The sequence below is a fragment of the Kribbella sp. VKM Ac-2568 genome (assembly GCF_004345365.1).
GTDB lineage: Bacteria > Actinomycetota > Actinomycetes > Propionibacteriales > Kribbellaceae > Kribbella > Kribbella orskensis.
On record NZ_SLVF01000018.1, the window covers coordinates 126158 to 150804 of the forward strand.

The 24647-nt window shown below is 66.2% G+C and carries 26 protein-coding genes and 1 pseudogene; 11 read left to right on the top strand and 16 right to left on the bottom strand.

Annotated elements, in window-relative coordinates:
- Nucleotides 1-8 precede the first annotated feature (8 nt).
- A pseudogene (locus EV648_RS45410) lies at nt 9-353 on the bottom strand (reverse transcriptase N-terminal domain-containing protein); the annotation flags it as partial.
- Here EV648_RS45410 and EV648_RS43530 point away from each other — a divergent pair.
- Nucleotides 335-631 carry a hypothetical protein gene (locus tag EV648_RS43530; protein ID WP_199235048.1) on the top strand — a complete coding sequence of 99 codons (297 nt, stop codon included), beginning with the start codon at nt 335-337 and terminating at the stop codon, nt 629-631. The pseudogene EV648_RS45410 and the gene EV648_RS43530 overlap by 19 nt on opposite strands.
- 53 nt (nt 632-684) lie before the next feature.
- Here the strand turns inward: EV648_RS43530 and EV648_RS38130 are convergent, their stop codons facing one another.
- Nucleotides 685-1683, bottom strand: coding sequence for a GNAT family N-acetyltransferase (locus tag EV648_RS38130; protein ID WP_132300629.1), 999 nt, complete (start codon nt 1681-1683; stop codon nt 685-687).
- A gap of 172 nt (nt 1684-1855) precedes the next feature.
- Complete coding sequence (locus EV648_RS38135; RefSeq protein WP_255512889.1) at nt 1856-2485, bottom strand: uracil-DNA glycosylase family protein; 630 nt, start codon at nt 2483-2485, stop codon at nt 1856-1858.
- A 282-nt stretch (nt 2486-2767) separates the two neighbouring features.
- Between EV648_RS38135 and EV648_RS38140 the strand changes: the two genes are divergently transcribed.
- Nucleotides 2768-3436 (top strand): sigma-70 family RNA polymerase sigma factor, encoded by a 669-nt coding sequence (locus EV648_RS38140; protein WP_199235049.1) that lies wholly within the window; start codon nt 2768-2770, stop codon nt 3434-3436.
- Nucleotides 3437-3449: 13 nt separating this feature from the next.
- Here the strand turns inward: EV648_RS38140 and EV648_RS38145 are convergent, their stop codons facing one another.
- From EV648_RS38145 to EV648_RS38165, 5 genes are all read right to left on the bottom strand, one after another.
- Nucleotides 3450-4010: an SDR family NAD(P)-dependent oxidoreductase gene (locus EV648_RS38145; RefSeq protein ID WP_158294185.1), complete on the bottom strand. Its 561-nt coding sequence runs from the start codon at nt 4008-4010 to the stop codon at nt 3450-3452.
- A 254-nt stretch (nt 4011-4264) separates the two neighbouring features.
- On the bottom strand, nt 4265-4894 hold the full coding sequence (locus EV648_RS38150; RefSeq protein WP_199235050.1) for a TetR/AcrR family transcriptional regulator: 630 nt from the start codon (nt 4892-4894) through the stop codon (nt 4265-4267).
- A 290-nt stretch (nt 4895-5184) separates the two neighbouring features.
- Nucleotides 5185-6636: an NAD(P)/FAD-dependent oxidoreductase gene (locus EV648_RS38155; protein WP_132300635.1), complete on the bottom strand. Its 1452-nt coding sequence runs from the start codon at nt 6634-6636 to the stop codon at nt 5185-5187.
- A gap of 201 nt (nt 6637-6837) precedes the next feature.
- A complete protein-coding gene (locus EV648_RS38160) occupies nt 6838-7782 on the bottom strand; it encodes an NADP-dependent oxidoreductase (protein ID WP_132300637.1) in 945 nt (314 codons plus the stop codon).
- A 140-nt stretch (nt 7783-7922) separates the two neighbouring features.
- On the bottom strand, nt 7923-8696 hold the full coding sequence (locus EV648_RS38165) for an SDR family NAD(P)-dependent oxidoreductase (RefSeq protein WP_132300639.1): 774 nt from the start codon (nt 8694-8696) through the stop codon (nt 7923-7925).
- 419 nt (nt 8697-9115) lie between these two features.
- Between EV648_RS38165 and EV648_RS45415 the strand changes: the two genes are divergently transcribed.
- On the top strand, nt 9116-9415 hold the full coding sequence (locus tag EV648_RS45415; RefSeq protein WP_370452763.1) for an alpha/beta fold hydrolase: 300 nt from the start codon (nt 9116-9118) through the stop codon (nt 9413-9415).
- Between the two features lie 224 nt (nt 9416-9639).
- A complete protein-coding gene (locus tag EV648_RS38175; protein WP_132300641.1) occupies nt 9640-10557 on the top strand; it encodes an NADP-dependent oxidoreductase in 918 nt (305 codons plus the stop codon).
- A 320-nt stretch (nt 10558-10877) separates the two neighbouring features.
- On the opposite strand, the gene EV648_RS38180 is transcribed toward EV648_RS38175, so the two are convergent.
- The 5 genes from EV648_RS38180 to EV648_RS38200 form a co-directional block, all read right to left on the bottom strand.
- Complete coding sequence (locus EV648_RS38180) at nt 10878-11825, bottom strand: phosphotransferase family protein (RefSeq protein WP_199235051.1); 948 nt, start codon at nt 11823-11825, stop codon at nt 10878-10880.
- A gap of 24 nt (nt 11826-11849) precedes the next feature.
- Entirely contained in the window at nt 11850-12212 is a 363-nt protein-coding gene (locus EV648_RS38185; protein WP_132300643.1) for a hypothetical protein, read from the bottom strand.
- Nucleotides 12213-12228: 16 nt separating this feature from the next.
- A complete protein-coding gene (locus EV648_RS44855) occupies nt 12229-12363 on the bottom strand; it encodes a hypothetical protein (protein WP_255512890.1) in 135 nt (44 codons plus the stop codon).
- Between the two features lie 583 nt (nt 12364-12946).
- Nucleotides 12947-13885 carry a cyclase family protein gene (locus EV648_RS38195; RefSeq protein WP_132300695.1) on the bottom strand — a complete coding sequence of 313 codons (939 nt, stop codon included), beginning with the start codon at nt 13883-13885 and terminating at the stop codon, nt 12947-12949.
- 372 nt (nt 13886-14257) lie between these two features.
- Entirely contained in the window at nt 14258-14605 is a 348-nt protein-coding gene (locus EV648_RS38200; RefSeq protein WP_199235053.1) for a hypothetical protein, read from the bottom strand.
- 163 nt (nt 14606-14768) lie between these two features.
- Here EV648_RS38200 and EV648_RS38205 point away from each other — a divergent pair, with 163 nt between their 5' ends.
- The 5 genes from EV648_RS38205 (at nt 14769) to EV648_RS38230 (ending at nt 19095) form a co-directional block, all read left to right on the top strand.
- Nucleotides 14769-15071, top strand: a complete 303-nt coding sequence (locus EV648_RS38205) for a DUF427 domain-containing protein (protein ID WP_132300645.1) — start codon at nt 14769-14771, stop codon at nt 15069-15071.
- A 173-nt stretch (nt 15072-15244) separates the two neighbouring features.
- Nucleotides 15245-15661: a hypothetical protein gene (locus tag EV648_RS45420; protein ID WP_370452764.1), complete on the top strand. Its 417-nt coding sequence runs from the start codon at nt 15245-15247 to the stop codon at nt 15659-15661.
- A gap of 356 nt (nt 15662-16017) precedes the next feature.
- Nucleotides 16018-16362 carry a nuclear transport factor 2 family protein gene (locus tag EV648_RS45425; RefSeq protein ID WP_370452765.1) on the top strand — a complete coding sequence of 115 codons (345 nt, stop codon included), beginning with the start codon at nt 16018-16020 and terminating at the stop codon, nt 16360-16362.
- Between the two features lie 431 nt (nt 16363-16793).
- The gene (locus EV648_RS38225; RefSeq protein ID WP_199235054.1) at nt 16794-18056 is read left to right on the top strand and encodes an MFS transporter; all 1263 of its coding nucleotides are present in this window, start codon (nt 16794-16796) and stop codon (nt 18054-18056) included.
- 406 nt (nt 18057-18462) lie between these two features.
- Nucleotides 18463-19095: a TetR/AcrR family transcriptional regulator gene (locus EV648_RS38230; RefSeq protein ID WP_132300703.1), complete on the top strand. Its 633-nt coding sequence runs from the start codon at nt 18463-18465 to the stop codon at nt 19093-19095.
- Between the two features lie 489 nt (nt 19096-19584).
- Here the strand turns inward: EV648_RS38230 and EV648_RS38235 are convergent, their stop codons facing one another.
- Nucleotides 19585-19935, bottom strand: a complete 351-nt coding sequence (locus EV648_RS38235) for a GNAT family N-acetyltransferase (protein ID WP_132300647.1) — start codon at nt 19933-19935, stop codon at nt 19585-19587.
- Nucleotides 19936-20131: 196 nt separating this feature from the next.
- Between EV648_RS38235 and EV648_RS38240 the strand changes: the two genes are divergently transcribed.
- Entirely contained in the window at nt 20132-20503 is a 372-nt protein-coding gene (locus EV648_RS38240; protein ID WP_132300649.1) for a GNAT family N-acetyltransferase, read from the top strand.
- Between the two features lie 160 nt (nt 20504-20663).
- Here the strand turns inward: EV648_RS38240 and EV648_RS38245 are convergent, their stop codons facing one another.
- Nucleotides 20664-21827: an acyl-CoA dehydrogenase family protein gene (locus EV648_RS38245; protein WP_132300651.1), complete on the bottom strand. Its 1164-nt coding sequence runs from the start codon at nt 21825-21827 to the stop codon at nt 20664-20666.
- Between the two features lie 135 nt (nt 21828-21962).
- Between EV648_RS38245 and EV648_RS38250 the strand changes: the two genes are divergently transcribed.
- Entirely contained in the window at nt 21963-23309 is a 1347-nt protein-coding gene (locus EV648_RS38250) for a UDP-glucose/GDP-mannose dehydrogenase family protein (RefSeq protein WP_132300653.1), read from the top strand.
- A 52-nt stretch (nt 23310-23361) separates the two neighbouring features.
- Here the strand turns inward: EV648_RS38250 and EV648_RS38255 are convergent, their stop codons facing one another.
- Nucleotides 23362-24582 (bottom strand): MFS transporter, encoded by a 1221-nt coding sequence (locus tag EV648_RS38255; protein WP_132300655.1) that lies wholly within the window; start codon nt 24580-24582, stop codon nt 23362-23364.
- Nucleotides 24583-24647: the final 65 nt, after the last annotated feature.

Here is a 24647-nt window from a genome sequence, read left to right on the forward strand (position 1 = left end):
AGCGCGGCCTTAGACAGCGGCAGCAGTACCACCTTCCCGTCGACTCCCGGCGTCGCGCGTCTTGCGTTGATCTCCGTGACCCGCCGCACGCTCAGCAGCGTGTTCGAACGGGACCGGAGCATCAACTTCTGCAGATTGCGGACCTTCTTGAAGTCCCCCGCCTGCGATGCCGTGAAGATTCTCTGCCGCAGACGCCGTACGTCCTCCTCGACCTGCCGCCAGTCGATCGACGCCCAATCCAGGTTCGCGCCCTCGGGTCCGTTCACCGTCGCGGCGGCGGTCGGGACAGCCGAGACCGCTCCGCCAGTTGCCGTCGTGGTGTCCAACTTGTCCGTTGGGCGCCTGCTCGACATCAAAGACGGCGCGACCAGCAGGCCGCGGCAAGACTGGCCAGGCCAGACGGTACGACGGCAGCTCGATCGCGGCGATCATCGCGCACCGCGTCCAGAAAGGCAGCGCTGACGATCTGCTCGGGGCGGTAGGACTTGCTGGAGACCGTCGGCGGAACCTGCGCACGCAACTCGTCGATCAGACCCGCATCGATGACCCCGACAGCTACGCGCGCATCGGGCTGTCCTGGCACGTCAGGGAGCTAGAAGGTCTGCTGTTCCCGGAGCGCTTGCACCTGTGATCGATCGCGCCCGTTGCTAGCTGACGGTGCTGACCGACAGCGTCGGAGTCAGATCATGTCGCCGCGTCCTCACCATCGATCGGGGTGCCGCGAAGGTAATGGGAGAACGAGGAGTCACGTTTGGGGTGCCGGTGATAGCGCGTCGGAACGAGGCGACCTTCGAGGTCGTCCGTCGTGGTATCGGCGATGCGCCAGAGCCGGCGTGCGAGGTTGCCGATGACTCCCATGTGGGGCGACGATGGATGGCTACGAGTTGGTGACTTGTCCTGCTTCAGGAGGAGCTCTTCGGCCAGGGACTTGATGATGCCCTGATCGAACTCGTCCTGGATCCGAGCCGTCACGCGATTCTCGAGTTCCTCGTGCTCTGACAGCAGCCGGATCACGACCTCCCAGACTTCGCCAAATCGAAGATGGAGGTATCGGCTGTCACCGTACTGGCGTCCTTTGAGCACGCGGAGAGATTTTTCGAGCTGTTTGATGTTGCCCAGGTAGGCGGATACGTCGTCGGCCGGCCAACTACCGGCGTGTCTGAGGAGGAGTTCCGTCGCCGCGGCCAAATGCTGTGCCGCGTAGGCCGAGAACAAGTCGGCGTCGTGCCTCCGGTGTGAGAGCGGAGTCTCGCCAGCCCGAGACTCGTCGACCAAATCGCGCAGCCTCGCATGTTCCGAGCGCATCGCGGCGTCTAACGCGGATTCAGCTGGACCTGCCTTGTGCAGCGTCCGGCTGTCTGTCATCCCTGGCCTTGCGGGGTCGACCACCACGTTGTACTCCGAGTGCGTCCGGAGGAATCGGTCGACCGCGGGGCAGTAGTTGCTGATCTGGATGCCTTGCCTCAGCAGGTCGTCAAGAACAACGTGGATCAACGTCGTGGCCAGACCGCGGCCACGAAGGTCAGGGCGAATCTCGGTCAACCCAAGGACTCTGCGACCCTCGATGTCTCGGAAGTCCAGCGTGCCGGCTACCGCGCCCTCGAGCCGAAGCTCGTAATAGGCCAGGTCAGAGTTCTCGACGACGAGAACTTGGCCGTCTTGGTCGTCCATCAGGATAGTCATTTGGCAGAGCTCCTTGCACGCCCAGGGTGACCGTACTGTGGTTCAGTGCCGTCAGCCGGGGAGGTTCTTACCTCGGTCCATCCAAGCGCCTGTCGCCGAAACTCAGTCCTCCAGGTCAAGTCCCTCGTGGTTGTGAGGAAGTTGGGTCGCTGTCCGGGAACCTCAGGGCACCTCAGTTGGATCCTGAGATCGCTGCCTGAACGAGTAGCCGGAGCGCTGGAATCACCTCTACCTGAAACCATGGATTCCTGGACTGCCATCGGAAGTTCAGGGGCGAGGGGTGAACCAGTGAAATCCGCTCGGGCAAATAGTCATGGTAGGCGCGTACCGTCTCGGTCAAGGTCTGCTTGGCAGCGACCTCGAGGTAGTGCTTCTGCGCGTAGCTTCCGATGAGGATCGTCAGGCGCAGTTCTGTGAGTTGTTTCAGGATGCGCGGGTGCCACGTAGTTGCGAAGTCAGGTCGCGGGGGAAGGTCGCCATGGGCACCTTTGCCCGGGTAGTAGAAGTCCATCGGCATTAGCGCGAGCATGTCCGGGTCGTAGAACTGCTCCTCAGTGACACCGAGCCACTGCCGTAGCTTGGTTCCGCTTGGATCATTCCAAGGGATCTGGCTATCCTGCGCGCGCTTGCCGGGTGCTTGGCCAATGATCACGATCCTGGATCGTGGCGACGGCTGACTGATCGAGCTGGCCCGCGCCGTCTTCCGCCTCGTGGAATCGATGATCGACTCGTACTCGGGGTGCTTGCGTGGAGTGGGATTGCCGACAGCGGCCCGAGGCGCTGAGCGTCTGTTGCGCCACAACAGACGGTGGCCGATCGCGCGCCTGGTCTTGCCGACGCATGCCCGAGACAGAGAAGAGGACGATATAGATCAGTACAGACTCAGGGGCATCGTGAGATAACGAAGCGATATGTTGTGCCACACATTACGTTGTGCCACAGGTTCAGTCGATTGGACCCGACCAGTTATGGACGATATCGTCCACGTAGACTGCTTCACCGGGTCGACACGGAGGTGCCAGGCCCCTGGTCACTGTCATCGGGAGAGCGATGACTTCAGCGCAATTGATCGCGGGGAGATCCTGTGGACGGCGATGCTTTCGAGCCCTGCTCGCAGGTGCGAGTCTCCACGGAGGTGGCGGTAGAGAATCGTGCCTGGGTTCACGAATTGAGTGTCGGTGGCGCTCGTGGCGAAGCAGCAAGTCGTAGGCTGCATGAAATTCTGCTCCGAGCGGCGAGGGTGGAGGTGGCGCGGCGGGCCTCACGCTTGCGACTGGCTGGCCCAGAGTTGGATGACATCGCGCACCAGGCCGCTGCCGACGCACTGCTGACGATCTGTCGCAAGGTTCAGACGTTCCGCGGGGACTGCAAGTTCACGACGTGGGCGTATAAGTTCGTCGTCTTCGACGTTACCGCGAAGGTCGGTCGTCACTTCTGGCAGCGCGGCGGCGCCAGCATCGCGTTCGAGGAGGAAGACTGGGATCGTCTGCCGGCAGCAGGTGGTCTCGAGCCCGAGACCCACGCCGAGGGACGAGATCTGATGGATGCAGTGCACCGTGCGGTCGACGAAAAGCTGACGGAGAAGCAACGGTTCGTCTTCGTTGCTCTGCTGAATGGGATGCCGACGGACGTCGTGGCAGACCGGATGGGCGCAACACATAACGCGATCTATAAGGTGATGTTCGACGCACGCCGGAAGTTGCGAACTACGCTGACCGACGCCGGCTACCTTCCGGGACAGAAGATCGACTGAATTAGGACCTTCTTCAGCACGGATCTACTCGATCGCGCTTGCGGTTCGGTGGTGGGACCGACGCGTATGTCTCCAGCGCGGCTACGCACGTAGCGTATACGTTGCCACCAGGTATCGAAGCCAAGTTGCCGAAGACGCCGGAGATAGTGGTAATCCGTCCCCAGCCGCGCCGGCCCATCGCCGGGATCACGGCACCCGACAGTGTCATCACGCTGTCCACATTGATGGTGAGAGCACGGAGCACCGCCTCCTGGCGCACCCCGGTCACCGGGCCTAGCGGCATGACTGTCGCGGCATTGTTCACCAGGACGTCAACCTCGCCGAGCTCGCGCTCGATTCCGTGGATGAGAGGCGGCACCGAACCGAGGTCATACAGGTCAGCACTGAACTGTACGGCGCGGCCACCAGCCGTCCGAATAGCATTCACCGTGGCGCCGGCGCCAGCCTCCGGCCTCACGACAACGGCGACCGCTGCACCAGCTGCCCCCAGTTCCTCGGCAATCGCCCGCCCGATCCCACCCCCGGCGCCTGTCACCAGGGCAACTCGGCCCGCGAGAGGCTTCGGGAGATTCAAGAGAGCGAGCATATTTGTTGGAGTCAGCACGATGGCCGTCTCTTACTCGAGCGAACGGTCAATCTGGGGGGAGATATCAGGGTTGATCATGGCATGGGGTCGGGACAATGTTGGGTGAGACCGGAGCGACGGACGGCGGGGGCTTCGAGTTGGAGGGCAGCCTCACACTGACAGAGCGAGGGGAGCGCGCTGGCAGCCTCCATACCGATCCGGTAGCGCTCGATGCTAGACCCCTCGTTGTCGTCTCTCCCGTCTCACGCCGAGGTGGCCTGTGCCTGGACTGAAGCCATTGCCAGCTCGAGCGCGATCTCCATTGGACCCGGATCGCGGGCCGCCTGAGCGAGGACATAGCCGCCTTGGAGTGCAGCCATGATGCCCGTTGCCAGTGCCTGCGTGTCTGCCTCTGGTCGGAGGGTACCGTTGGCCCGCATTCGCTCCAGGGCGTCGGCCAGCAACGAAATCCAGGCGGTCAGATGAGCGTCGAGATCGATCCGGGCGTCTTCGTCCCGATCGGACAGCTCAGTCGACAGCGACCCGAGCTCGCACCCGAGTGCGCCTCGGCGCACCGTGACCCGCTGGATGACGGCTCGGCGCCATCTGTCCAGGCCGCGGAGCGAGTCGACGCGGCGGAGATACTGCTCCTCTCGCTCCATGACGCGACTGCCGCGGAGCGCGATGACCGCCTGCACCAACGCGCTCTTGTCACTGAAATGGCGGTAGAACTGGGACTTGCTCGTCCCGCTCCCTGCGGTCACCTCGTCGAGGGTGGTGGCCGCGGCACCCTTGAGGGACATCAACTCGTCGGCGGCTGCGACAATCCGGGCTCGGGTGGCCACGCCGCGGGCAGTCAGGCGGCGGTCGAGCTCGTTCTGTGTCTCGGGCACGGGGAGAGCTTATCGGTGCGCCCCACAGTTGGCGGTTGATCAGGTTCCAGCCACGCAGTACGACTCTCCCCGATGCCGACACTAATCAGCCAAAGCCACATCGAGCCCGTGCCCTATCTCATGCCAGCGCCACAGTTGATCGAATGCGGCAACTGACCTGAGGTTCTGCATGCGGCGCGTCCTGAACTGTTGCCCAACACAAGCACACGCCGATACGGCCAGGCCTGAGAGGCACGAAGTCGCGCAACGGCGACGTCCCGCTGTCGAACGGCCGGAAGGACACCCTCCTTCTAGCCCGGATGACTCCGGGAGCCGGCGATGTGATCGCCGGTCAGCTCATGCGGGTCAGGCACCTGGGCGGGAAAGTGTGCTGGTGCGCCCGCTGCCACGGGCTCGGTGGGCTCGCCGGCCTCCCTCCGCTGACGGGCGCCGAGGCTGGCGGCGATGAACTCGGCCCGCGGGTGCTGCACCGACAGCAGCGACACGATGTCGCGCCCGTAGAACAGTGCAGCCGCCCAGACGAGTGCCACCCGCACCTTGCGCTCCCACGTCGGGATCGCCAGCACATGGTAACCGCGGTGCATGAGCCAGGCGAGCGGGCCCTTGATGACGATCCGGCGGTACTGGAAGATCCCCTTGCCGAGGCCGAGTGTGGCGACGGTGCCGAGACTGTGGTGCCTGTACGGCTTCACCTTCCGGCCTCGTAGGTCGGCGACGATGTTCTTGGCCAGCCGCTTGCCCTGCCGGACCGCGTGCTGGGCGTTGGGGACGGTGAACGAGCCGCCGGGGCTGTCTGAGGCGAGATCGGGGACAGCAGCGTTGTCGCCGGCCGCCCAGGCATCCGGGATGGCAGCGTCTGGGGTGCCGATGCGCAGGTCTGTGCGGACCCGGAACAGGCCGGCACGGTCGACCGGCAGGTCGGTGTGCCGGGCGACGACGGGGTTGCTCTGGTTGCCGGCGACCCAGACGAGCACGTGGTTGTCGTACTCGGTGCCGTCCGACAGCAAGATGTGATCGTTCTTGGCGGATACCAGGCTAGCGCCGAGGTGGACCCGGGCCCCGCGCTTCTCCAGGTGCCGGACCACCCATCGCGCGGGCTCGGCGGCGACCTCGGGCAGGATCCGGTCGCGCAGCTCGACCAGATGGAAGTCGAGTTCGTCCACGCTCAGCTCGGCGTAGTGCTTGAGCAGGGCCGTGGCCAGCGAGAGCATCTCGCCGAAGACCTCGACGCCGGTGAAACCGCCGCCGACGACGGTCACCGTCAGCAGCTTGCGCCGCTCCGGGCCGGGCGGGAGCGTGGCCGCCCGCTCGAACGCCGTCAGCAGCCGGTCGCGGGTCGCCACGGCCTCTTCGACGTACTTGATCCCGATGGCATCGTCGGCGACACCCGGGATGGGAAAGGTTCGGGTCACTGCTCCGGCGGTTATGACGATGGTGTCGTATGGCAGCTCCTGCTCAGGGCCGTCGGCGGGCCGGACGTTGGCCAGCCGGTGCGCGTGGTCGATGTGGACGACGCTGCCGACGATCAGGTGCGTCCGCGGCAGGTGCCGGCGCAACGAGACTGCGACGTGCCGGGCTTCGATGGAGCCGGCCGTCACCTCGGGCAGGAACGGTTGGTAGGTCATGTATGGCCGCGGATCGACGAGCGTCACCGACGCCTCGTCGGTCCGCAGCTTCTTCTCCAACTTCCAAGCGGTGTAGAAGCCGGCATAGCCGCCGCCCACGACCAGGACCTTTCGCATCACTGCCTCCTCGAGCACGACTGCGTACGGGTCGGCCGAGTCACGGTCTCGCCGACATTGCCGGTAGTTCCCCCGCGGGCGCGGTGCCCATCCAGGTAGCGGACCAGTCCGATGACGTCTGCCGGTATGAGTCGCCCGACCTGGCCACGCGGCTGACGCCGATCCACAAGGAGGGCAGGACCGCCCGCTGTCCCCGAGTTCTCACGGACGAACGCGGATGACCGTCTTCCCCTGGATCCGCTCGGTCGGATTGAAGGCCTCGACGGCGTCGTCGAGGGTCGCGACTTGGCCGATGTTCGCCCTCAGTCGTCCGTCCCGCACCCGCCGGGCGATCTCACCCAGTTGGGCACGATCCGACACGACAACGAAGTCGATCGCCAGGCCATCAGCGGGCCGCGCCTCGGGCGGGCCGGCGACGGTCACCAACGTTCCGCCAGCCCGAACCAGACCCGCGGACCGCCTCCCGATGTCGCCACCGAAGACGTCGAACACCAGATCGACTCCGCCGACGTCTTCCAGGGCGTCGTTCTCGAGGTCGACGAACTCCTGCGCCCCGAAGCCGAGCGCCGGCTGCCGGTGAGCAGCGCGCCCGGTGCCGATGACGTAGGCGCCGGCCTCCCGCGCGAGCTGCGTCACCATCGAACCGACTGCGCCTGCCGCGCCGTGCACGAGGACGCTCCGCCCCGCCCGGAGGCGACCGTGCTCGAACAGCCCCTGCCACGCGGTCAGACCCGTCATCGCGACGCCCGCGCCCACCGTGAAATCAACGTCGCCCGGCAGCGGCGCAAGGTTACGCGCCTCGACGGCTGCGTACTCCGCGAGCGTGCCGTCGCGAGTCCAGTCCGTGAGGCCGAACACCCGCTGCCCCACCGACAGCCCCGTCGCTCCATAGCTGAGCGCAGTGACCACTCCGGCCAGCTCATGTCCGGGGATCGACGGCGTCCGGTCACGGCCGAGGCGATCGGTCCAGGTCGAGGGCCACTCCAGCTCATTCCCGGTAAATCCCGACGCATGAACTTCCACGACGACGTCGCCGTAGTTCGCGCCCTCAAGGCTGGCGAGCCTCGCCGCATCCGGCTCAGGCCGCTCCACCAGCGTCATCCCGGCCGTCCCCGCGGCCTGATCCGTCACCACAATCGCCTTCATCCGGCACCTCCCTGTATCCAATCCTCGCCTGCACAGCATTTTCCGTTCACAGCATGGTTTCCCCGCGGGCGGGGGTCTGCGGACGCGTACGGTCACGTCCGCAGCCCCGCCGGCGCGATTCCGGCGTTACGTTTCGAGGGTCAGTTGCGGCCCGCCATGATGCCGCCGTCGACGTCGACGATGGCGCCGGTCATCCAGCTCGACTTGTCCGACAGCAGGAACGACACCGCATTCGCGATGTCTTCCGGGCTGCCGACCCGGCCCAGCGGGTGGAAGCTGTCGAAGCTGTCGACGGTTTCATCGAACTTGTTCGCTGGGACGAAGCCCAGGTACAAGGGTGTCTTCACGACCGCGGGCGCGACCGCGTTGACCCGGATACCGTGCGGCGCCAGCTCGATCGCGAGCGCCTTGGTGAACGAGTGGATGCCGCCCTTCTGCACGGAATAGCCGGAGTGCGGCGTCGCCGCAATGCCCTGGTGCGCCCACATCGAGCCGATGTTGACGATGGCGCCACCCTGGCCCCCGGCGACCATACTCGCGACGACGGTCTGCGTGATGAAGAACAGCGCGCGGTTCAGTTCGTTGTACGAGTCGTAGAAGGATTCGTCGTACTCGCTGAACGCCTTCGGGATGAAGAAACCCGCGGCGTTGACGAGCAGAGTCGCGTCAGCGTGCTCGGCGGCGAGCTGCTTTCGGACCTCGGGGACCTGGTCACGGTCGGTCAGCTCCGCGGTGATGCCCCACGCCTTTCCGTTCTGCGACAACGTTTCGACCGCGGCCCGGACCTTGTCCTGGTCTCGGCCCGTGATCACGGCGGTGCCGCCCGCGGCGACCACCTGCTGGGCTGTGGCGAGACCCATGCCGCTGCTGCCGCCGACGACCACCACCTTGCGGCCCTCGAAGCTCTCACTCATGACAGTTGTTCCTTCCCACCGAATGGCGATTTGTGTTGCCAGAAGCCGGTTCCCCGGGACTGGCTCGACGTCCGTGGAACTCGGCGCCCGCTGGTCCAAGTCGGACAGTTCGTCGCCAGCGGACGCATCCCGGTCAGACGCCCCGAACCTAGTCGCGGCAGAACTGGTCGGTCAAGTCCACTTTCTGAATGAGACGGATCCCATCTCGGCGGCGATACGCCAATAATTCTGGCGCAAGGACGGCACCCAGGGAGCGCGTCAAGACACATTATTCGGACGCTATGGTCCATAAGAGGCAGGGTTCACGAGAATACAACCGGCCCCGTACGGTGTCCGTACAGTTGCGTGTCCAGGTGCGTTTCACCTGGTTCCCCAGCTTCACGCCGAAAGGCCGGGAAGGGGGAGAGGTGATCGCGACCATGGATCTGCGAGACGACCTGCCCTCGATCAGCATCCCGACTCTGGCCATCGCAGGCGCCGATGACCCCGCGACGCCGGTCCCCCACCTTCAGGCGATTGCCGAATCAGTGCAGAACGGTCAGCTCCTCGTCGTACCGCAGTCTGCTCATCTCGCCAACGACGAACAGCCCGAGATCATCACCGAGGCCCTCCTCGCCCACCTGCGAGTCGGCCAAGCTATTCACGGACGGCTGAACAGTTGTCTCTCGACGTGCCCGGAGTCTGAGCCACACCGTGCGGCGACACCAGGCCGCGCCTAGCCCCACCGACCCGGATGCCCGCTCTCGTGGCGTACGGGGAGAGATGATCTTAGGAGTGGCGGACGGGCCCGGCGGGGATGGCAACCTGGACCAGCTGTCAACGACGTTGGCCTTGGATCACCACAGCTACTGATCAGCGTGGGTAAGACGCCGAGATCTGGTGCCACAAACACTGGGGAACCGAAAGGTCATACAGGCGAGAATTGGATACAGGGAGGTGCCGGATGAAGGCGATTGTGGTGACGGATCAGGCCGCGGGAATGGCCGGGATGACGCTGGTGGAGCGGCCCGAGCCGGAGGCGGCGGGGAACGATGTCCTCGTTGAGGTTCATGCGTCGGGATTCACCCCGGGTGAGCTGTCATGGCCCTCCAACTGGACCGATCGCCTCGGCCGTGACCGGACGCCGTCGATCCCCGGGCACGAGCTGGCCGGGGTGGTCAGCGCCCTCGGGTATGGCACGACGGGGCTGTCTGTGGGGCAGCGGGTGTTCGGCATCACGGACTGGACTCGCGACGGCACTTTGGCGGAGTACGTGGCCGTCGAGGCGCGTAACCTTGCGCCGCTGCCGGGCGACGTTGATTTCACGGTGGGCGCGAGCCTGCCGATCTCGGGTCTGACCGCGTGGCAGGGACTGTTCGAGCACGGCCGCCTCCGGGCGGGGCAGAGCGTCCTCGTGCACGGCGCGGCCGGCGCAGTCGGGTCGATGGTGACGCAGCTCGCGCGGGAGGCCGGCGCCTACGTCATCGGCACCGGGCGCGCTGCTCACCGGCAGCCGGCGCTCAGCTTCGGGACGCAGGAGTTCGTCGACCTCGACAACGACGCCCTGGAAGACGTCGGCGGAGTCGATCTGGTGTTCGACGTCTTCGGTGGCGACATCGGGCAGCGGTCCGCGGGTCTGGTTCGGGCCGGCGGAACGCTGGTGACCATCGCCGGCCCGCCCGAGGCGCGGCCCGCTGATGGACTAGCGATCGACTTCGTTGTCGAATCTGATCGCCGCCAACTGGGTGAGATCGCCCGGCGCGTGCGGGACGGACGACTGAAGGCGAACATCGGCCAAGTCGCGACCCTCGACGACGCCGTCGCCGCCTTCAACCCGACCGAGCGAGTCAAGGGGAAGACGGTCATCCGCGTTCGTCCGTGACGACTTAGGGCCGGCGACCTGTCCTTCCGTGCTCGTAGATCATCGTCAACCGCGTGGCGAGGTGAGGCGACCCGCCGCGACGCCGACACGACATCCGCGGTCGCGGGTCCCGTACGGACTGTCGTTTACGGATAGGAAGACCCCTCTGGTGGCGAGCAACCTCGTCGCAAATACGAGGTTGACATTCTCCGAGCACCCGGGTGAGATCAGGGTCTTCACCACTGTCGGGAAGTGTGTCGACGTCGTCCGACGCAGGCCGGCGACCACCACTTCCGGGAGTGCGCGTTACGCCGCGCACCCAGCACAGAAGCGGGTCGCTGTCACACGAGCAGCGCCTCGAGCTCCGGAAGTCGGCCGAACATGTCGGGTAGGCCGCGCACGCCGTTGTGCACGGACTCGTGCGACAGCGCGAGGTCAGGGCCTGTGCTCGCCTCGACACCGGCGAGGCAGCGGAGGATGTTCCACCTTGTGTGCCCCAGCCAGCCGCCGATCATGAACACGAACCAGCTTGGACCCGACGGCGGCAGCGCTCCGCCCTCTGCGACATAGCCGTCGAGGACCGAGCGGAAGATGGTGGGCTCGATGTCGTCGAAGCCAGGTCCCTTCGCGAGGCTCAGCGCGGTCGAGCCGAGCTCACTGGCCAGGTCGAGCATCCCCGAGAGCTCCCAGTCGAGCACCACCGGCCGACCGTCTCGAGCGAGCAGGTTCCACGGTTGGATGTCCCTGTGGGTCAGCACGACGGGGCCTGGCCGTTCGCAGGTGTCGACGAAGTGGGCGATCGCGAGGAACGTCTCGACGTGGGAGGCGAGCTCGTCGGCCCACGGCTGTCCGGTCGCCGCCGCCCGCTCGGCGAGCTCGGGCCAGTCCCGTGACGTCGGGTCCTCGATCGACACGTGGGTCCACTCGACGTCGAGCGCGTGGATGCGCGCGAGGATCTCACCGATCTCGAACGCGTACGCCGCCGACACCGGCGCTTCGGGGACCTTCTCTCCCTCGACCCACCGGTGGACGAGCGTGTGGTGGCTGGCCGAGATCGGCTCTGGCATCGGAATACCGGCAGCGAAGGCCGCCCGCTCGAACCTGAACACGTCCTCGACGTGGTAGGTCCAGCGGCGGTCGACGAGGTTCAACTCCTTCACCGCGAACGACCCCTGGTCGGTGTCGAGCCGGTACATCCGGTTGGCGAACCCGCCGTGGACGCGGATCATCGGCCCGATCGGCGCGCCGAGATGCGAAAGGTTAGAGGGCACCTCGTCGTCCGCGGTCACCCCACGCAATCTAGGGCTCGCAGTTCATCGATGCACCGGAATTTCCCTGGGACCACCGAGGCCGCCAAGGTCACCATGGACGAGAAGCTGATCGACGTGTGCGGCACCGTGGAGTCGATCCTGGACATCCTGCGTGAAGCCGAGCGCTGGCACCACCAGGTCTCGAAGGTCGTGCTCGACAGCGAAGACGAGGGCCGGGTGGAGCTCGTCGCGATCCGGATCGAGAGATCCAGAAGATTCTGGCCTGGCTCTTGCCCCAGCCTCGGCGACCGCTACAGCGGCGAGGACATTCCAATGACCGGTCTCGATACCAGGAATGGCCGGCCACTTCGGCGCAGCGGCGATGACCTGTTCTCCCGCTCCGGTAAGCACGTGGGCCGCATCCATGGTCTCCTCGACTTGTTCAGTGAAGGAATCCGTCCCACTTCAGCTCGTGTCTCGATCCGCCCGGCATGCCGTGCGGCCCCGGCAGATGTTCGACTGCCTTGGCGAGTTCGAGCTCGACCGGCCCTGCGAGTTCGGGCGCATTGTTGCCCATGGCATCAGTGTGCACCCTGTTTGCGGCATCGCAAACCCTGCTCGACGGGCAGCGCCGGATCAGCGACGTTGGTGTCGATCCAGGTGAGGGCTGCGGTTTGGATGGCGTCGTAGGGCGAGCCGAGAGGTGGGGTGTAGGACAGGTCGAGGTCGGGGATGTCGTCGACGGTGCCGCCGTAGAGATGGTGGTGGCGAGGATGTCGATGCGCTTGAAGATCTGGGCTCGCAGGTGGCCGACGAGTTGGACGCCGAGGGTTTGCGAGTGACGGTGTCGCCGGTGATGCGCTGGGCGATGGGTGTGGCGCCTGGGTAGTAGTTCTTGTGGGCGGTGGTGCCGAGTGGGACATAGTCGGGTGGTCGAGGAGCCGGTGGTGGGTGTGGACGCAGTCCCCGGCGGCGTACACGTCGGGCAGGTTGGTGCGCATTTCCGCATCGACGGCGAGCGCCTCACCGAAGCCGGTCTTGGCGTTAGCGTCTACAGCCAGCTGAAGTGTCCGGACGGACACCGGTGATGACCAGAGCGCAGGGCTGATCGACTCCCAAACGCTGAAGGGTGCCGACACCGTCGGGCGCGGGTCCCGCGGTCAGAATGTGGCGATCGGGTTGACCGGGCTGCCGGACGTACCGGCGAAGCGGACCGGCGCGACTGCGAGGTGGAAGTCCCACTGGCCGAGCTCGGCAGCCGTCGTCGCGCACACCTCCAGGTCGCAGTTGTCGAGCAGCCACAGACCCATCGCAACGAGGCTCACGGCGTGAACCGGCATCAACACGTCTTCGTACCCCGACGGCTGAACGTCCTGGGGGGTGTCAGCGCCGATCAGCGCGACCTCCCGTTCATGCAGCCACGGCAGGCAGGACGCGTGCCAGCCGGCATGCGTGAAGCCGCTGGCCGCACCGGCCTCGTGCCGAGCGCGGCCATAGCCGGTCCGCAGGAGTACCGCATCGCCGGATCGCACCCGCACACCCTGGCGACGCTCGGCCTCCTCGAGATCGTCGGGAAACACACCCTGCCCCGGTTCCAACCACGGCACATCGCGGACCCTCGCAATGTCCAGCAGGACACCACGCGTGATGATCCCGTTCGCCGCCGCCGTGACGGCCGCCCACGCCGATCCCGTTGCGGCGTCGACCAGCGAGTGCGACCGCCCGTTGTACATCGTGCCGTCCCAGAAGATGTGGCACGGCGAGTCGACGTGGGTGATCGTGTTGCCGTGGAACGTGATGCCGAGCCGCTCGTTCGAAAAGCCCCAGCGCCGGTCGTTGCGGAATGCGGCCACCGGCATGTTCTCGGCACCCGCCATGTCGGCGGCGCACGGGCACGTCGTCGTCGACCGCTCCATTTCTTCCGGTACGGCGACCTCCCGTGCGCACGACACGCTCCTGCCGTGGCGCACAGCCCGCGCCGCCGCCAGCCGGACGTCGTCGGTGATGTGGTTCAGAGTGCCGAGCTCGTCGTCGTCGCCCCACCGTCCCCAGTTCGACAGCGTGTTGAAGTACCCGAGCACGTCGTCCTGTGGGGGCATTGGTCGCCCTGCCGTCATCCCAGCATCGACTCCTCCGGTCACGCGGTTCGAGGCACCGCACGCAGGGTATCCCGCCCTCCCCGTTGACATGCCAAGGCCCGCTGAACTGGCATGACACTAGATCAGTGGGCCAGCAGTCGGCCGGTCAGGAGGTAGGTACGGCACACCTGTGGTGCTGTGGCATCGGTAGCCGTTGATATTGCGTGCGAGGTACTGCTGGTGCAGTTACAGAGTGACAAAGCTTTGGATCAGCCGGGTCAGCGCGGCGACGAGCAACACAACACACAAGAACGCCGCGCCGCCGACATCGGCCAACCGCTCGCTTCTTAGACGATCTCGTCCCTATTTCCAGCTCTTCCGTTTCCGTCCGGCTCAGCGGACGGGCCGATAGTGGCCTACGAACTCGGCTCCCCCGCTGAGCTCCACGAATCGCAGGCCGGTGATCGCGCCATTCTCGACCGTCCACCGCAGCTCGTAGGAAGCCCGGTAGCTGGGCGGCCAGAAGGAACAGAAGTGGCCGTCGTCGTCGACGGACCACTCACCGCGGGTCGGTCGACCGGCCTCGACATATGTCGTGTTTCCGTTCGACTCGAACACCTGAGAGGCGCCGTCGTTGTACTCCAAGCGGCCCGCGGTCACTGCCACGGAGATCTGGTCACGGGCGACTCGATCGCCGTCGTCGGCATGGATGTCAGCCAGGGCTGGGATCACCATCGCCATCGCCTCCACTGTCGACCAGCCATTGGCATCATGGGTCTGCATTCCTCCGGCTTGACTTGACACAAGTGGACGGTATCGTCCGATTATTGACTGTGTTGGCAGCAGAGAGCAAGGCGACCCGCCCGGGGGCCAGGACCCCACATCCACGGCCGGAGGAGTACAGATGAAGGCGTCGGTCGATGGAATGCTGGTAGCGGAGGCACCTGACGACCGCATCATCGTGGTTGAAGGCACCGCTACTTTCCGCCTGACGCGTTTGATCATCGGCGTCTTGCAGGCAAGTCCGACGCCGTACACCTGCCCGTGGAAGGGTCAGGCCCGCTATTACGACGTGCTGAGCACCACAGGGAAGTGTCCCGATGCCGCCTGGTGCTACCCCGCACCCAAGCACTCGGCCATCGACGCGGTCGGCCACGACTTCACTAGCTACGTCGCCTTCGATGCACAGCAGATCACGGTCGCGTAAGCAGTCATCGGCGCACTTCGGTCCCCGCCCGATACTGCGCGAGGTGCGGAACGTCGAACGGGACAGATGATCATCGAGAGTGGCGTATATCGAGATGGGCGCAGGCGTGAGGTGCCGATCAGTCTCGCGGCGACCGCCCAGGCACTCCAACAGGATCCGGATGTCTTCGCCTGGTGGACCTGTACGAACCGGATCCCAACGAGATGGCTAGCGTTCGGCGTCTCGTCGGGTTCCATGTGCTGGCGGTAGAGGATGCCGCGGTACCACACCAACCTCCCAAGATTGAGCGGTACGACGACTCGCTGTTCGTCGTACTTCGGACACTCTGGTACGTCGACGCGCCCCGTTACCGGATGGGCAAAACCATGCGAGACCGCTGGAGCCTCGCACCGGCCGCGGCCAGGATCCTGACCTCTAGGTGGTCCTCGATGTGGCGAGCGCCGCGTGTACGCCGGACGACCCCGAGCAGGCGGCCGCGGAGAGACGTTGGCCACGGTGTGGCGTTTACGGCGTTCGATGAACCGGGCCCAGCGCTGGTGCAGTCTGCGGTTGCCCTCGTCTCCGCGGACTTCGCCTGCCGCAGAGGTTGAGTTCGGGCGCGTAGGAGGGAGCCAACGACGCCGCCCAGCAGCGCGAGTGCCGCCGGGTCATTCTTCCTATCGAGGGCTTGTTGCCTCGTCGGCTCACCATCCCTTAGCTGCACCGCTTCTCGACGTCGTACCACGCTGACCAGCGCGGGTTACGGCGGGAGGGCGTCGAGGCGCGAACGAGATTGCGACGTTGTCGGTAAGACGGCGCGACGGATCGACACAAACAAGACGGGACAACCTCGCACGCCGGCACCGCGTACACGGCACCGAAACGACAGCTCACCGGCAGCGAACGCCGAACCACAGAGAAGGAACACGAAATTAACGACACCAAGCAGTCCACCGAAGATCTGGCGATCCTCGAGCAGCTCAACTATGACTACGTCCGCTCCGACCAGCTTAGCGATGCCAAGCGCTTCAGCGAGTTTCTCGCCGAAGACTTCATCGTGCAGACTCCGGGCGTCACCCGCAACCGTGCCGAGTTCCTCGACTACATCGCTAAGCCGCGCCCCTTCAAGGATCTCGCTGTGCACGACGTCAACATCCGCATCCTCAGTGACGTTGCTCTGATTCACGGCCGCGCCACATACACCATGCTCGCCGATGGAGTGGGCCAAGAAGCTCTGTACACGGACACGTACCAGAAGCGTGAGGGTACCTGGGTCTGCGTCTCAGCCTGCGCGATCGCTCCGGGTACCTAATCCGCCCGCGAGGCTGCTGACCCCGCTCTTGGGTAGGGACCACACCCAAGAGCAAGTCCCGACACGGCAACAAGCCGAGACCGGCTGGCGGCCTCACCCCGGACAAGAAATGCCACGAACAAGATCAGCGGAACCGACACTGGTGTGGCCACCCACAGTGGCGGCTACACCAGTGTCGTCCGCATTCCAGCAGACTGCGACCTCGTGATCCGCTCTGGCACTCCCGGCCTCAGGCCGACGGAACACCTCCCGAGGCCTTCGCTGAGGAAGCGCGCAGCAGGCGTGGCGTAACGCCCAGGACGCGCTCGAGCAGGCCGGAGCGTCCATGACCGAGATCGTCTCAGCGCGGACCTGGCTCACCGACACCTCCACGGTGCGCAGCTACGTCGACGTGCGCAACCCCGAAACCTCCAGAAACTTCGGGGTGGTTCATGACAAGAGAAAGGCACGGCTCGATGCACAACGTGGCACCGGTGATCAACCTGGCTCGGCGGAGCACAACGCTCCGGCTGGCGTTCGTATCTGCGGTGGTCTCTCTGGCGGCCGCGTTTGCCGCGAACGCCGCGCCGGTCCCGCTGTACAACATCTATCGGGCTGAGGACGGGTTCACCAACGCCGGTATCTCGCTGGCGGTCGTCGCCTACTCCGTCGGCACTATCGCCGCATTGTTGGTGCTGGGACGCGTGTCCAATCATCTGGGTCGCCGGCGCACGGCGATCGCCAGCCTCGGTCTGCTCCTGCTGGGCTGTCTGCTGCTGCTGAACGTGCACGCCATCGGCATCCTGCTGTCCGGTCGGGTCCTGATGGGCCTCGGTGCCGGGCTCGCCAGCAGCAGCCTCACCGCCTACATCGTCGACACCGCACCCACCAGGCCGGCCTGGCTGGCCTCCGTCGCCTCCAGCCAGGGACCCATGCTCGGCCTAACCGTCGGCGCCATCGGCTCCGGCGCTCTGGTCCAATTCGGGCCCTGGCCGCGCGACCTCATCTACCTGGTTTGCGCCGGCCTCCTGCTGCTGTCCGCCGCACTCGTCGCGATCAGCCCTGAAACCGTAACTAGGACGCCGGGCGCTTGGCGATCACTGCTACCCCGGGTTCGCGTTCCAGCGCGGGTCAGACATCTGCTCCCCGTCGCGGCCGCGGTGTTCCTGTCCACCTGGGCGACCGGGGCCTTCTACCAAGCCTTCGTGCCCGCGCTGGTCGAAGACCAACTCCACACCCACAACCCCCTCGTCCCCGGACTGGTGTTCGCCGCCTACATGGCCCCCAGCGTTCTCGGCGCTCCCCTCGGCGGCCGGTTCACACCAGCGGCAGCCCAACGCATCGGCATGATCGCCTTCCTGGCCGGAATGATCGGCATCATCACAGCAATCGTCACCGGCACCCTGGCGTTGTTCATCACCTCAACCATCGTCGCCGGCGCCGGTCAAGGCATCGCCATCAGCGCCGCCACCCGCGGCCTGCTGCATGGCAGCACCCTGGCCGACCGGGCACCGACCTTCACCGCGATCTACCTCATCTCCTACAGCGGCGCCGCCTTCCCCAGCCTCATCTCCGGCCAACTGTCCAACACCTTCTCGCTTCCACAGATCACCCTCGGATACGGCGGACTTGCCCTCGTCGCCACCCTGTTCACCGCCATCGCTGCACGCAACCCGCACACCGACACGACCGGAAACAGCCAGCACGGTGAGTAATCATGGCGGCCCCTGCCACCCCGTAGGCATCTGTATCCATGCGCGAACCGTAACGGCCAATGGACCTCGTCGTGCATGAGATTTGTCGTTGGCGTCGCCACCTTCCGCCGCGAATGGTCACGCGATTGGCGCATGAAGTGGACTCTATAGTCCTGACACGTGGCAGGATGCGTGAGCGGCGCCAGCTGGCACAGGTAACAGCAACGGCAACGACGTCGACCCCCACAAGACCGCGGTTCTGATCCTCGCCGCGCTTCATGGCGGCAGCACCCTGAGCCAGATTGCGCAAGACCCTTGGCCCCTCAACGCCGCGCTCGACATCGCGCTCGCGCCCTTTGGGGCGCCAGAGGACGCCAACAGCGGTGACACCACAACGGAACGAGCCAGTCAGTAACATGAGGCCGTGATGACGACCGCTGACTCGCACAATGGCAGACGCCTGACGGCGCGCGGTACAAAGACGCGGGGCAGAATCGTCGGCGCAGCAGCCGACCTCATGTACATCCAAGGAGTCGGAGCTACCACGCTTGATGACGTGCTCGCGGCGAGTGGTGCGAGCAAGTCACAGCTCTACCACCACTTCGACGGTAAAGAGGCACTCGTGCGCGCCGTCGTCGACCATGTGGGCCAACGCGTCATCGAGCGCGAGCGCGACGCACTCGGCCACGTATCGACGTTCCGGGGCCTGCGACGCTGGCGGGACGCGTTGGTCCAGAACAACGCGCTCCGGCATGGCGCCTACGGGTGCGCGCTCGGCTCACTGGCCTCTGAGGTTTCCGATCACGACGCTCTCGCACGCCAAGCCCTGGCCGGGTTGTTCAGCGAGTGGCAGGGACTCCTGGCAGGTGTGTTGCAGAGGCTTCAAGACGGTGGTGCCCTTCCGCCCGACGTCTCGATCGACCAGCTCGCAACCGGGCTCATGGCCGCCCTCCAGGGTGGCTACATGCTGTCTCAGACCGCGCGGAACGTCACCCCGATGGCAACCTCGATCGATATGGCGCTTGCGCACATCGAGAGCTTGTCTGAACGATCCAGCTGATTGAAAGCCAAGATCCCCACGCTGCGAGCCTCGCGACCTCGCTTCCCCGTGGTCAAACGAGGACGCAGGAAGGTCCCGGCGGGCGCCATCCGTCGAGTTCACCAGTCGTCCAGACCAGCTGGGTCATAGGAGTAGTCCATCGAGTTTCAAGGTCGGATCTTGTGGAGGTCGGGCCGGCCCATCCGCAGTACCAGTCGTACGCTGCCATGCGCCCAGTCGAAGACATCGACGGCTGTCACTCCTGGCAACGGCGATGCTTCCCGCGTTTCGTGCCGGCGCGGCGACGAAGACCTCATTGACGTCGATCGCGAGAACGCCTGCTGGGCCAGAGCATGCCCAACCTGGCCGGCCACAGCGCGACCCCGGGCCTCGGGCCGCGGATGCCATCTCATCGCGAGCTGGGGATCTTCGGCAGACCAGGACCGCAGGATGAGGGTCGAGGTGACGAGGCGCTCAGGCTCGATGGTGACGTGCAAGTCGTCCATAGCGTCAGCGCCCGCTGGTCGTGTCTCGGGCGGTGCGAGTGGCGATGAAAGACGAGCGGTTGATGTCGACGGCGTTGTTCCATTCGGGGTGGTCTTGGACGTAGTCAGCAACAAAGCCGCAGTAGATACCGGTCTTGGTCTGACTCTGGCTCAGGTCTTCTAGCGCGTAGCGCGTCAGGGCCGAAGCGACGCCTCGATGCCGTTGGTCTTGGTCCACGTAGGAGTGCGTGAGCGAGACCCGCCCGCCGGTAGTCTCGTAAGCCAGGTTACCGACGACCTGGCCATCGATCAGTGCCTCGTAGAGGCGGGTGGTCTCGTCCTTGCGCACCTCGACGGCGGCCGGTGATGGCTTCATGCTCTCTTCTCGCCTCGTTCGTCTCTAGTCGGTTGGTCTAGCCAGCACCCGCGAGGGCGCGTGCGGACTATCCAGTCCAAACTTACGGCACTTCAGTGATGCATCGCGAGCATCCCCACGCCATACTTGGACTGCAGAGTCCGAAGCGGGCACTGCCCGATCGCAAGCCGGAGATAAACGTTGAGGGAGTGGGCCGATGAGCAGTGAAGAACACGCAGCGGCTGCCGAAGACCTTATTGACAACACCAGCCAAGGCCGCTTCGAACTCTACCGAGACGGCGAGCTGGTCGGCTGGCTCTACTACACCCATCTGAGGCCCAACCGGTACGCCCTCCAGCACACCGAAGTCGAGTCAAGTCATCAACACCAGGGCGTGGCGGGCGCGATGGTGCGTCGAGTGCTCGATGAGATCCGCTCCCGCGAGGGCACGCTCACCGCAATCTGCCCCTTTGTGGTCGACTACCTCTCGCGAACGACCACGTATGCCGATCTGATCGACGCCCGACACCCGGGCTACTCCGATCGTGCTGCTGCCGAGTCGGCGGCGCGCGCGAAGGCTGGTGGCTGAGCCCACGCAGCCGCGCTCAGGAGATCCCCTCGGAGGATCTCACAGGAAGCTGGAGATGAACTCCAAACCGCCGCGCAACCATGTCGTGAGGCCGCGGCGGTTCGACGGAGCAGTCACGGAGCTGAGACAAAGCATCCCGCTTTGACCTGCGCAGATGCGGTCAGCTGAGGCCCTTGAGGAGTTGGCGGGCCATGACGATGCGCTGGACCTGGTTGGTGCCTTCGTAGATCTGGGTGATTTTGGCGTCGCGCATCATGCGTTCGACTGGGTAGTCGTGGGTGTAGCCGTAGCCGCCGAGGAGTTGTACTGCGTCGGTGGTGACGGCCATCGCCACGTCGGAGGCGAAGCACTTGGCGGCGGCGCCGAAGTAGGTGAGGTCGGAGTCGCCGCGTTCGGAGCGGGCCGCGGCGGCGTAGGTGAGCTGGCGGGCCGCCTCGATCTTCATGCCCATGTCGGCGAGCATGAACTGCAGGCCCTGGAACTCGGCGATCGCCTTGCCGAACTGCTTGCGCTCCTTGACGTACCCGAGGGCGTAGTCGAGCGCGCCCTGCGCGATGCCGAGCGCCTGGGCGGCGATCGTCACGCGGGTGTGGTCCAGCGTCGCCATCGCGGTGCTGAAGCCGGTGCCGGGGGCGCCGATCATCCGGGACGCGGGGATCCGGACGTTGTCGAAGTACACCTCGCGGGTCGGCGAGCCCTTGATGCCGAGCTTCTTCTCCGGGGCGCCGAAGGAGACGCCGTCGTCGGACTTCTCGACCACGAAGGCGCTGATCCCCTTCGACCGGGCATCCGGGTCCGTCACCGCGAAGACCGTGTAGAAGTCGCTGACGCCGGCGTTGGTGATCCAGCGCTTCACACCGTTCAGCACGTACTCCGAGCCGTCCGCCACCGCGCGGGTCTTCATCGAGACGGCGTCCGAGCCGGCCTCGGGCTCCGACAGGCAGTACGAGAACATCGAGTCACCCGCGGCCACCGGCGGCAGGTACTTCTCCTTGACCTCGTCCGACCCGGACAACAGCAACGGCAGCGTGCCGAGCTTGTTCACCGCCGGGATCAGCGAGGTGGACGCGCAGGCGCGGGCCACCTCCTCGATCACGATCACGGTGGCGAGCGCGTCCGCCCCGGCGCCGCCGTACTGCTCGGGGATGTGCGGGGCGTGGAAGTCCGACGCCTTGAGCGCGTCGTACGACGCCTTGGGGAACTCGGCGAGCTCGTCGACGTCGCCCGCGTTCGGGGCCACCTTCGCGTCGCAGACGTCGCGAACGGCCTCGCGGATCGCCTGGTGCTCCTCGGACAGCGCGTACAGGTCGAATGAGTTACTCACGAGTTGCAATGTACGACGAATCGCCCGTCACCGGGACCCGGCGTACCCGGAAAGTGACCAACAGCGCACCCTCGCGGCACCCGGTGGCCATGAGCCTGTCATCGGCTGCTCATCGGCATCGGTAGAGTCGCGGGCATGACTGAAGGCACGCCCACCAGCGAGCGACCGCTGCGGATCGCGGTGATCGGCACGAACTACCTCGGCGCCAACACCGCCGCCGGAATGGCCGAGTTCGGCTTCGACGTGATCGGCGTCGAGATCGACGAGCACCGGCTGAAGCTGCTCAACGACGGCAAGGCTCCGTTGTACGAACCGGGGCTGGATCCACTGCTGAAGAAACACGTGGACTCCGGCCGGCTGCGCTTCACCAAGGACTACGCCGAGATCGCCGACTGGGCCGACGTGCACTTCATCTGCGTGGGCACGCCGCAGACCGAGGGCAGCGATGCCGCCGACCTGTCCCAGGTGAACTCGGTGGTCGACATGCTCGCGCCGGGCCTGACCCGGCCGTGCCTGGTGGTCGGCCGCTCCACCGTCCCGGTCGGTACGTCGAACGTGGTGGAGCAGCGGTTTCACACGGAGGCTCCCGCCGGCGAGGGCATCGAGATCGCCTGGCAGCCGGAGTTCCTCCGCGAGGCGCACGGCGTCGAGGACACCCTGCACCCCGACCGCCTCGTCTTCGGCGTCCAGACTCCGGCGGCGGAGGCCAGGATGCGCGAGGTGTTCGCCCAGCCGATCGCCGAGGGCACCCCGGTGGTGGTCTGCAACCGGCCCACCGCGGAGCTGGTGAAGGGCGGCGCGAACGCCTTCCTGGCCACGAAGATCTCCTTCATCAACGCGCTCGCGGAGATGGCCGACGCGGCCGGCGCGGACGTCACCCAGCTGGCCGACGCGCTCGGCCACGACAAGCGGATCGGCCGCGGCATGCTGAACGCAGGCCCCGGGTACGGCGGGGGCTGTCTGCCCAAGGACCTGCGCGCGTTCATGGCCCGGGCGGGTGAGCTCGGCGTCGAGGAGGTGATCACCCTCCTCCGCGAGGTCGACGACATCAACCAGCGCCGCCGCGGCCGGATCGTCGACGTGGTGCACGAACTGCTCGGCGCCGAATGGGTCGGCAAGAAGGTCACCGTGCTCGGCGCCGCCTTCAAGGCCGGCACCGACGACGTCCGGGACTCGCCCGCGCTCGACGTGGCCGGCCGGATCCAGCTGCACGGTGCGACCGTCACCGTCTACGACCCGGAGGCGATGGAGAACGCGCGCCGGGTCCGCCCGACGCTGCGGTACGCCGCCTCCGCGGCCGAGGCGTGCGAGGGTGCACACCTGGTCCTGCACCTCACCGAGTGGCCCGAGTTCCGCGAGCTCGACCCGGCCGCGCTGCGGGGTGCGGTCGAGAACCCGGTGGTGGTCGACGCGAGGCTGTCCCTCGACTCGAAGAAGTGGCGCGACGCCGGCTGGACCTACAAGGCCCCCGGCAAGCCGTAGTACCGCGGGAGCTAGGGCTCACGATCCTGTGAGCCCCAGCTTTTGCGTTGAGCTAAGCCACGGTGGCGTTGCGGAGGACCGGGCGGGTCAGGGCGATCAGGCCGATCAGGATCGAGGCGACGGCGATGCCGAGGCACACGCCCGTGATGCCGACGCTGTCCACGTCCGCGAACGTGCCGAGCACCGGGTTCATCACCACCAGCGCGAGGCTCTGGCACAGCACCACGACAGACTGCAGGCGCGACTGGTACTCGCGCTCGACCGAGTTCATCAGCAGCGGCAGCACGTGGCCCGTGAACGTCCCGACACCGATGCCGCTGACCACGCCGGCCGCGATCGTCAGCGGCAGCGGATCCAGCACCGCCAACCCCAGCAGCCCGACGCCGGCCAACAGTAGTCCGAAGGCGGCGAACATACCGGGCCGCGGGAAGGCACCGCGGGTGAGGATGCGCAGCGCGATCACGCCGACGCCCAGGCTGCGGCTGGCCACCAGCAGACCAGCGGTCGACGCGTCCCAGCCGTGAGCCCTTGCCAGCAAGGGCAGCAGCAGGGCGTCCAACGGCATCAGCAGACCTGCCGCCGCCGTCATCGTGATCAGCAGCGCGCGGGTCAGCGGGCGGCCGAAGGCCATCCTGATGCCGACCGCGATCGAGCGGAACATGCCCGTCCGTGGACCCGTCTGCTCCGGCGCGGGCTCCCGCAGTACGAGCAGGACGACGATCATCACGCCGAAGGTCAGCGCGTCGAACCCGGACGCCGCCGTCAGCCCCAACCAGCCCACCAGCACACCGCCGACCGCCGTACCTGTGACGGCGAAGACGACGCCGGTCACCTGGAAGCTCGCCAGCGCCCGCGGCACCTGCTCCGCCGGCACCAGCAGCCGTGGCATCGACCGGGACGACGGCAGGAAGAACGCGTCGATCACGCCGACGACGAGCGCGGTCGCGAGCAGCAGCCAGACGGGCTCACCGACAGCCAGTGTGGCCGGCACCAACGCCAGCGTGAGCAGGAACATCGCCGTACAACTGGCTAGCAGCACCTTGGGCGCGCCGTACCGGTCGCCGACGGCACCACCGATCAGCAACAGGGCGGCGCGTGGCGCGGCGGCCAGGAGGAGCACCAGCCCGGCGGTCCGGCCACCGTGCTGGCTGGCGGACCATCCGATGGCGAACGTCATCGTCAGGTCGCCGAGGAGGGACACAGCGGCGCCGAACAGCCAGATCCAGTAGCGGACCGGGATGCGCTGTGTGTCCGGTTCTGCGGGCGGAGTCACGATCGACGACCTTAGACGACAATGGACGGGATCACACGGCTACCCTGCCCGAGGCTGTGGAAACT